Source organism: Curtobacterium sp. 22159 (assembly GCF_052045775.1).
Taxonomy (GTDB): domain Bacteria; phylum Actinomycetota; class Actinomycetes; order Actinomycetales; family Microbacteriaceae; genus Curtobacterium.
On the sequence record NZ_JBQEPN010000014.1, the window covers coordinates 107,868 to 116,941 of the forward strand.

A 9,074-nucleotide genomic window follows, 5' to 3' on the forward strand; every position below is an offset into this window, starting at 1 on the left:
CACGGCGTCCTCGACGCTCGGCTCCCCCACGTAGACCTGCTGGAAGCGGCGCTCGAGTGCCGCGTCCTTCTCGATGTACTCGCGGTACTCGTCGAGCGTCGTCGCACCGATGAGCCGCAGTTCACCGCGCGCGAGCATCGGCTTGAGCATGTTCGACGCCGCGACGGACCCTTCGCCGCCGCCCGCGCCCATGAGCGTGTGCAGCTCGTCGATGAACGTGATGACCTGGCCGTCGGAGTCGTTGATCTCCTTGAGCACGGACTTCAACCGCTCCTCGAACTCGCCGCGGTACTTCGCGCCGGCGATGAGGGCGGAGATGTCGAGCGACACGAGTCGCTTGTCCTTGAGGGAGTCGGCGACGTCACCTGCGACGATCCGCTGGGCGAGGCCTTCGACGACGGCCGTCTTGCCGACGCCGGGTTCCCCGATGAGCACGGGGTTGTTCTTGGTGCGTCGCGTCAGCACCTGGGAGACGCGTCGGATCTCGGCGTCGCGGCCGATCACCGGGTCGAGCTTGCCGCTGCGGGCGATCGCGGTGAGGTCGACGCCGTACTGCTCGAGGGCGGTCTTCTGTCGCTCTTGCGAGTCAGGAGCGCCCTGGAGGTTCGCCATGCGTTCCGTCCTTTCGTTGCGGTGGTCTTGGAGTTGAGTCTACTCCACTCAACTTGCGTCGGTCGTGTCCTATTCCGGTTTCGGGTTCCGGATCCCGATCGCACTGACCACGGCACCGGCGAGCAGCAGGAGGGACACCGCCACCATGGCGCGGTGCAGCCCGGTGACGCTCACCTCACCGCCGAGGACGACCCCGGCGAGCGCGACCATGACGAGGCCGGCGATCCGCGCGATCGCGTTGTTCACCGCGGAACCCGCTCCCGCCTCGGACTGCGGCACCGACCCGAGGACCGCGCTCGTCAACGGCGTCACCATGAGCGCGATGCCGGCGCCGACGAGCACGAGCCCGGGGAGCACCGACCACCAGTACCCGATCGGGTCCTCACCCGCGACGAGGAACACGAGCGCCCCGATCGCGGCGACGGCGGGTCCGGCCGCCATGAACCAGCGCGGTCCCCGCCTGCCGGCGACGGACCCGACGGTCGTCGACAGCAGCAGGAGCATGACGGTCGGGGGCAGCGTCGCGAGCCCTGCCACCCACGCGGGGAAGTGCCAGATCTCCTGCAGGAACAGCGTCACCACGAAGAACACCATCCCGAGCGCGCCGTAGATCGACAGCGTCGCGAGGTTCCCGACGGTGAAGTTCCGCGCCCGGAAGAGCTCGAGCGGGACGAGCGGCGCCGCCGTCCGACGCTCCCACGGCACGAACGCCACGAGCGCCGCACCGCCGACGACGAGCGCGGCGACGACCACGGGAGCACCCCACCCGAGCCGCTCCTGCTCGATCAACCCGAGCACGACCCCGCCGACGCCGAGCACCGCCAGCACCGCACCGACGACGTCGACCCGCGCCCGGGGTCCGACCCGCACGTCGGCCGAGATCCGTCGGACGAGCACGATCGTCACCGCGATCGGCGCGGCCGTCAGCACGAAGATCCAGCGCCAGCCGATGCCGTCCACGATGAGCCCTCCGACGACCGGACCGAGGATCGTCGCCGCACTCGACCACGCGGTCCACGTGCCGATCGCCTTCGTCTGCGCGGCACCGCGGAACGCCGCGACGATGAGGGCGAGTGCACTCGGGGTGATGAGCGCACCGCCCACGCCCTGCAGCGCGCGGGCCACGACGAGCACCTCGCCCGACGGCGCGATCGCGCACCCGATCGAGGCCACACCGAAGACGACGAGGCCCCACGTGATGATCCGAACCCGGCCGAACAGGTCGGAGAGGCTCCCGGCCACGAGGATGAGCGAACCGAGCGTCACCAGGTACGCGTCCACGGTCCACTGCTGCACGACGAGTCCCCCGCCGAGTTCGTCACGCACCGCCGGGAGCGCGACGTTCACGACGCTCGAGTCGAGGCCGACCACGAACGACGACAGGATCGCGACGACCAGCACGACCCGGCGGTCGTCGCGGAGCGGTGCGGTGGCGGTGGACGCGACGGGCGGGGTCGTCATGTGCCCATCCTCCGCCTCGCCAGGCTGCCGTGGGTGTCCCTCGCGCTCCCCTGTTCGCGCGCGCGGGGTCCGGGGCCCGAGGCCCGGGGCCCGAGGGAGCCCGAAACGTCACACTCGGCGCCCCCGGACGGCACGATCTGCGCCCTCGCCGTGCCAACCGCGGCGTGTCGTGCCCACTCGCGGAGCGCGACACCGAGCCCCACGACGAAGCCCCCGCGACCGGAGTGGTCGCGGGGGCTGCCGACAGGACGGGGCTGGGTGTCCTAGTTCCGGTGGTCCGAGTTCGGCTGGACCGAGGGGCCGGGGTTGACGACCGGCTGGGGCGTCGACTCGGCCGAGGTGTTCTGCACACCGGCGTCGGTGCCGTTCGCCTTCCGGTCGTCGTCGCCCATCTCCTTCTTGAAGATGTTGATCGACTGCCCGAGCCCCTTGGCGAGCGCCGGGAGCTTCGTCGCGCCGAACAGCAGGATGACGATCCCGAGGATGATCAGCAGGTGTACGCCGCCGAGGTTTCCGAGCATCATGACTCCTTGATCTGGAACTGGTCGCCGTCCAGCGTCATCATCGACGCCCGCGGCGGAAGTCCGTGGTGCACCCATCGTAACTCGCGCCGCGCGGGAAGCCCAGGCCGACCGTCTCAACGGACACCGTTCGCACAGACAAGACGCTCAGTACGCGCCCCGGGAGCGCAGGACCGACGGGATCGTCCGGGCGAGGATCACGACGTCGTGCACGAAGGACCAGTTCTCGACGTAGTGCAGGTCGAGCCGGACGCCGTCCGCCCAGTCGAGGTCCGACCGCCCGCTGACCTGCCAGAGGCCCGTGATGCCCGGCGTCACGAGGAGACGGCGGTCGGCGAAGTCCTCGTACAGGGCGACCTCGCGCGGCAGGGCCGGCCGCGGACCAACCAGGCTCATCGATCCCGTGAGCACGTTCCACAGCTGCGGCAGCTCGTCGAGCGACGTCTTGCGGAGGAATGCGCCGACGCGGGTGATCCGCGGGTCGGACTTCATCTTGAACAGGGGTCCGGCGCCCTCGTTCGCGCTCGCGAGCTCGGCCATCCGGGCTTCGGCGTCGACGCACATCGTGCGGAACTTGAGGATCGAGAACTCCTGCCCACCACGCCCCACCCGGGTCTGGCGGAAGAACACGGGACCACGGTCGTCCGCGCGGATCACGAGCGCGACGACGGCGAACACCGGCGCGAGGAGCAGCAGACCGACCCCGGCACCGAGCACGTCGAGCAGACGCTTGCCGAAGCGCTGCCGGTAGTCCGGCGTCTCGACGTGCATGAGCGGGAGCCCGTCGACCGGACGCTCGTGCACCCGACCGGAGGCGATGTCCGCGAGGGGCGACGACACGACGAGCTCGACCCCGTGCTCCTCGAGCTGCCACCCGAGCCGACGCAGCCGTTCATGACCACCAGGGATCGCCCCGGCGACGACGACCGCCGAGACGCCCTCGGCACGGGCGCGGTCGAGGATCGCGTCGATGCCGTCGACCACGGGAGCGCTCGCGTCGCCGAACGCGACGTCCGTACCGGCCGGTGCGCAGTCCGTGACCACGGCACGGACGCGGTAGCCGGCCGACGGGGTGGCGGCGATGCGGCGTCCGACGTACCGGACGTCGTCCAGGTCGCCGACGAGGAGGACGTCCTGCAGGCGTTCACCACGAGCACGACGACGGGCGAGGACGGTCCGGTGTGCCTTGCGCGCCAGGGCGAGGAGCAGGAGACCGAGCGGGAACGCGATGGCCACGTACCCGCGAGCGACGTCGACCTGCAGCGCGTACGCGACGGCAGCGACCGAGCCGAGGGTCACCAGGCTCGCCGTGATCAGGCGACGGTACTCGTCCCCGCCGACACCGACGATGCGCGGGCTGCGCGTCCGGAACACACCGAGCAGCAGCATCCAGACGGCGATGAGCACCGGAGCCACCACGAACTCGACCCACCCGGCGCCCGACGACCCCGGCGGGAACTCCCCCGGGAACCGGACCGCGTGCGCGACCGCGAACGAGACCAGCAGCACTGCGAGGTCGAGCAGTGCCAGCCCCGGGTTCAGACGGGCACGCGGCCGTCGCGCAGGAGCTGCGGCCGACGCCGGGACCGTCGAGTGGAACGGCCGCACGTCGCCGTCGGGTTGTGGTCGGATCGCGAGTGACACTGGGAGCCCTCCTGTCGGACACCGACCGGGGGAACCGGCCGGGTGCCGCCGACGTTCGGGTCACGTCAGGAGCGGCACTCCCACAAATATATCACCATGACATCCGGTATTTCAATGGCCGAGTGCCCGATCGAGGGACCACAGAGCAGGTTCCCTGACGAGCTCCTCGACCTGCTCCGGAGCGACGCCGAGCACCCGGAAGGGCACCCGTTCCCCCGGCAGCAGGGTCATGAAGCCCCGGTCCACGGTGCCGGCCGCGGCGACCCGGTCCGGCTGGACGAGCAGGTCCCGCACGAGCGTGTCGGCCGTGACGACGAGGTCGACGCCGACGACCGCGCCGTGCTCGTCCACGACCGGGGTCGTCTCCGTGCGGTAGCGGGCCTCGGGCCAGCGGAGGTCCTTGTCGGGTGCCGGCGTCCAGACCGCCCGACGCCAGTCCATGTCCGCCACGACCAACTCGTTGGCCGGATCGTCGACCACCCCGACCGACTCGGGCAGCGCCACCACGGCGACCCCGGCGGCGGAGAGGTGGACCGGCAGCGTGACCTCGGCGAGCACGGCGCCCGCGAGCGTGACCCGCCGAACGCGGACGACGCTGTCGTGACCGGTGCGCGTGGAACGGACGGCCACCTCGATCGGCGCGTTGCCGAACGCTCCGGGCGACACCCCGAGGGAGAGCGTGTCCGCCAGTCCGCCCAGATCGGCCGTCTCGCTGCCGCCGGCCGACGACGTGGGGTGATCCGCGCCTCCCGGCTGCTCGACGGAAGCGCGGAACGCCGTGACCGGACGGATGGTCAGGAGGACGTCGTCGTACAGGCGGCGCAGCTCGTGCGCGAGCGGCTTGCGCCGCCCCGCGGAGTCGATCGCCGACCACGACGAGACCGGCCACAGGTCGTTGAGCTGCCACACGACCACGCCGGTGTTGCGGGGCCAGTGCGTCCGCCAGTGCTCGACTCCCGTCGCGACGGCGCGCGCCTGCTGGAGTTGCGTGAGGTAGTGCCACCGGTCGAGGTCGGCGTCGTCGACGGAGCCGAACCGAGGTTCGAGGCCACGCGCCAGCTTCGCCATGCCGTCCGTCGCCTTCTGGTGGTGCACCACCCCGGGTGAGTCGACGCGGAGCGGCTCGTCGGTGACGGCCTCGCGCAGCGTGCGCCAGGCCGGCGGCGCCTGCCACCCGAACTCCGAGACGAAGCGCGGGACGGAGTCGCGGTAGTGCTCGTCGGACAGCCGGTTCCAGACGTCCCAGGAGTGGTGTGTCTCGTGGTTGACGTCGTTCGCGAACAGCGACTCGGAGCCCGACCACGGCGATGCCACCGTGTAGAAGCGCGACGGGTCGACCGCGTCGACGATCGTCGGCAGCAGGTCGAGGTAGTAGTCGAGGCCCCAGCCGCGGTCCCCGAGCTCGTCCGCCCAGCCGTCGACGTCGTGCAGCCAGATGTTCTCGTTGTTGCCGTTCCACAGCACGAGCGAGGGATGCCGGGCGAGCCGGGCGACGTTGTCGCGGGCCTCGGCGATCACCTCGCTGCGGATCGGCTCGGTCTCGGGGTAGGCCGAGCACGCGAACGGGAAGTCCTGCCAGACGAGCAGCCCGAGTTCGTCGCACAGCTCGTAGAAGTCGTGCGACTCGTAGACCCCGCCGCCCCACACCCGGACGAGGTTGACGTTGAGGTCGGCGGCGACCCCGAGCCGGGACGCGAGCCGGTCGCGCGTCACCCGGGAGACGATCACGTCGTCCGGGATCCAGTTCACCCCGCGCACGTCGATGAGCGTGCCGTTGACGTGGATGTTGAACGGCTTGCCGATGGCGTCCGCGGTCGTGTCGATGCGGGTCGACCGGAAGCCCGTGCGGAACGCCGAGCGGTCGAGGACCTCGCCGTCGACGGTCTGCAGCTCGACCACGACGTCGTACAGGTCCTGCGCGCCGTAGCCCCGTGGCCACCACCGCTGCACCTCCGGCACGCGCACGGTGACCACGGTCTCGTCGTCCTTCGGCGTGAGCTGCGCCCGGGAGCGCTGCCTGGTCGTGCCGCCCTCGGCCGTCGGACCGCTCACCGTGACCACGAGCACGAGGTCGTCGTCCTCACCGTCCTGGTCGAGGTCGTTCATGCCCGAGCGCTCCACCGTGATGTGGGCGTCCAGCACGCCCTCCCCCGCCTCGACGTCGACGAGGGGCCGGACGTCCCGGAGCCGCGCCGTCGACCAGCGCTCGATCGCGACCGGGCGCCACGGGCCGCTCGTCACCGCTGTGAGCCCCCAGTCCCAGCCGAAGTTCGACGCCATCTTGCGGATGTACGGGAACGGTTCGTCGTACGGGCCGGGCATGCTGCCCGCCTTCGCCGCGACCCGTCCGGCCTCGCGGTACGGCGACTCGAACAGGATCTCGAGCGTCTTGCTGCCGCGGCCGACGCCGCCCGTGCTGTCCCGGGCGTCGAAGCGGTAGCGGCGGTGCATGTTGCGCGTCGTGCCCACCACGACGCCGTCCAGGCTGAGCTCGGCGACGGTGTCGAGCCCGTCACACACCAGGTCGACGCGCTCGAAGCCCTTCGGGTCGACGTCCACCGTGCGCTGGTACGACCAGTCCGCTCGCCCGACCCACTTCGCGGCTTCCTCGTTGCGGTCGAACGTCGGGTCCGGCAGCAGCCCCTCGCGCTCGAGGTCGGTGTGCACCTGCCCCGGCACCGTCGCGGGGATGGTCCGTCCCGTGATGCCGTCCGGCGCGCCCTGGGGCACGGCGTCCCCGGCGATCGTCACGGTCCAGTCGTCGCGGAGTTCCTCGCGTTCGAGGGTCATGCGGGTCCTTCTCTGGGCGGACGGGTTGGTGTCCACCGCGGTCGGGACGCCGGCCGGCTGCCCGCCCCGTGGCCGGGTGATCGGCCTGGAGGCGCGGCACCGGTTGCCCGGGCGTCGTCGCGTTCGCGCGCGCGGACGCTGGTGCGGACGCGCGCGGGGGTGCTCGGCGATGCTAGTACGGCTTGCTTTCCACAACCTATGCAGACACCGCCGTCGTCGTGCAGGGTGGACACGTGATCACCGCTGCGCTCGCCCGTTCCCTCCGCGACGCCGGTCTCCGCTGGCACCCCGCGACCGGCGACCGGTTCGTCATCGACAAGCCCGGCGTCGACGACGACGTGTACACCGTCTCGGAGATGACCGTCGAACGCCACGACTACCCGACCGGCACCGTGTTGGGGTTCAACGGCACGACGGAGTGGGCGCTCGACTCGGTCGCCGCGGCCGAGTCGTTGTGGCTGCCGCGGGAGGACCAGCTGCGGGAACTGCTCGGTCCGGCGTTCGTGTCGCTCGCGGCCGCGGGGTCGGACTTCGTCGTGACCGCGACGATCGAGGGGGCGTCCCGGACGTTCACCGCCGACGACGCCGCCGTCGCCTACGGGCTCGCACTGTCGGCGTACATCACCGCCGCTCTTTCCTGAGCCGATCTCGGGGCACGCCCGGGCTGAACGTTCCCGGAATGGCTCCTGGGGAGACTTTGGTTGCATGGCGACATGACCGTTCCGAACATCACCCTGAACGACGGCAAGACCATCCCGCAGCTCGGCTTCGGCGTCTTCCAGATCGAGCCTTCCCAGACGAAGGAGGCCACGCTCGCGGCCCTCGAGGTCGGTTACCGCCACATCGACACCGCCGAGATGTACGGCAACGAGAAGGAGGTCGGTGAGGCGATCGCCGAGTCCGGCATCGACCGCTCGGAGATCTTCGTCACGTCGAAGCTCAACAACGGCTTCCACGCACCTGAGGCTGCCGTGGAGAACGGCAAGAAGTCGGCCGACCTGCTCGGCGGCTACATGGACCTGTTCCTCATCCACTGGCCGCTGCCCACCGTGTCGGACTTCGTCCCCACGTGGAAGGCCCTCGAGGAGCTGTACCACGACGGCACCGCTCGTTCGATCGGCGTCTCGAACTTCCAGGCGCACCACCTGCACCGCCTGCGTGACGAGACGACGATCACGCCGGCCGTGAACCAGATCGAGGTGCACCCGTACCTCGCACAGGACGAACTTCGCGCAGTCAACCGCGAGCTCGGCATCGCGACCGAGGCATGGTCCCCAATCGCCCAGGGCCTCGTGCTCGACGACGAGACCATCACCCGCATCGCGTCGGCACACGGCAAGTCCCCGGCGCAGGTCGTGCTCCGCTGGCACATCCAGCGCGGCGACATCGTCTTCCCGAAGTCGGTCACCCGTGCCCGCGTCGAGGAGAACTTCGCGATCTTCGACTTCGAGCTCTCCGGCGAGGACATGACGGACATCACCGGGCTCGACAAGGGCCACCGCACGGGTCCGGACCCGGACACGTTCGACTACGTGCCCGCCTGATCGTTCGCGAACGCAGGAACGCCCCGGCCGATCTCCCGGTCGGGGCGTTCCCGTGTCTTCAGTTGTGTTTCCCGCTACTCGCCCGCAGGAGCGACGGCAGTGAAGCTGCGAGTGAAGGACTCGGTCGCTTCACCATCGAGGTCGGCGCCCGGGGCGAAGTACTCGATGAAGATCGCGTAGTCCTGGTTCCGGAGCTCAGCGACACCGGACCACTTGCCGTTCTCATCAACCGTGATCAGCCGGTCCTCCGGCTTCTCGCCCTTGATGATGAGTCGGTCCTTGGTGTGGTAGTTCCAGACCTTCACCACGCCGCCGGTCTTGCCTTCGCCGGAGATGGTGGTCTCACCGTTGCGGTCGCTGGGGCGGAAGTTCGACAGCGTCACCGTCGAGCCCTCGGCAGGGGTCGTGGCCGCGAACGGAAGGTCCGTCGACGCCTCACGCTTGATGAAGAAGTGGCGATCCTGCTCGACGGTCTGACCGTTCGGCAGCGTGTACTTGACGT

Annotated in this window: 8 protein-coding genes; 2 read left to right on the forward strand and 6 right to left on the reverse strand. The window is 70.4% G+C overall.

Translation table 11 applies throughout. The annotated features are described in order from the left end of the window. From ACTJKO_RS15685 to ACTJKO_RS15705, 5 genes are all read right to left on the reverse strand, one after another. Positions 1 to 612: AAA family ATPase (locus tag ACTJKO_RS15685; protein WP_440690078.1), on the reverse strand; the 612-nt coding region annotated here is incomplete at its 3' end. Between the two features lie 69 nt (positions 613 to 681). Next, entirely contained in the window at positions 682 to 2,073 is a 1,392-nt protein-coding gene (locus ACTJKO_RS15690; RefSeq protein ID WP_440690079.1) for an MFS transporter, read from the reverse strand. Between the two features lie 263 nt (positions 2,074 to 2,336). Then, complete coding sequence (tatA, locus tag ACTJKO_RS15695; protein ID WP_440690080.1) at positions 2,337 to 2,597, reverse strand: twin-arginine translocase TatA/TatE family subunit; 261 nt, start codon at positions 2,595 to 2,597, stop codon at positions 2,337 to 2,339. A 144-nt stretch (positions 2,598 to 2,741) separates the two neighbouring features. Beyond that, positions 2,742 to 4,238 carry a sugar transferase gene (locus tag ACTJKO_RS15700; protein WP_440690081.1) on the reverse strand — a complete coding sequence of 499 codons (1,497 nt, stop codon included), beginning with the start codon at positions 4,236 to 4,238 and terminating at the stop codon, positions 2,742 to 2,744. A 111-nt stretch (positions 4,239 to 4,349) separates the two neighbouring features. Then, positions 4,350 to 7,028 carry a glycoside hydrolase family 2 protein gene (locus ACTJKO_RS15705; RefSeq protein WP_440690082.1) on the reverse strand — a complete coding sequence of 893 codons (2,679 nt, stop codon included), beginning with the start codon at positions 7,026 to 7,028 and terminating at the stop codon, positions 4,350 to 4,352. Between the two features lie 233 nt (positions 7,029 to 7,261). Between ACTJKO_RS15705 and ACTJKO_RS15710 the strand changes: the two genes are divergently transcribed. Together ACTJKO_RS15710 and ACTJKO_RS15715 are read left to right on the forward strand one after the other, a co-directional pair. After that, entirely contained in the window at positions 7,262 to 7,669 is a 408-nt protein-coding gene (locus ACTJKO_RS15710; protein WP_440690087.1) for a pilus assembly protein CpaE, read from the forward strand. A 72-nt stretch (positions 7,670 to 7,741) separates the two neighbouring features. Beyond that, positions 7,742 to 8,572: an aldo/keto reductase gene (locus ACTJKO_RS15715; protein ID WP_440690083.1), complete on the forward strand. Its 831-nt coding sequence runs from the start codon at positions 7,742 to 7,744 to the stop codon at positions 8,570 to 8,572. A gap of 74 nt (positions 8,573 to 8,646) precedes the next feature. Here ACTJKO_RS15715 and ACTJKO_RS15720 read toward each other — a convergent pair. After that, a partial coding sequence (locus tag ACTJKO_RS15720; RefSeq protein ID WP_440690084.1) for a hypothetical protein occupies positions 8,647 to 9,074 on the reverse strand: 428 nt, incomplete at its 5' end.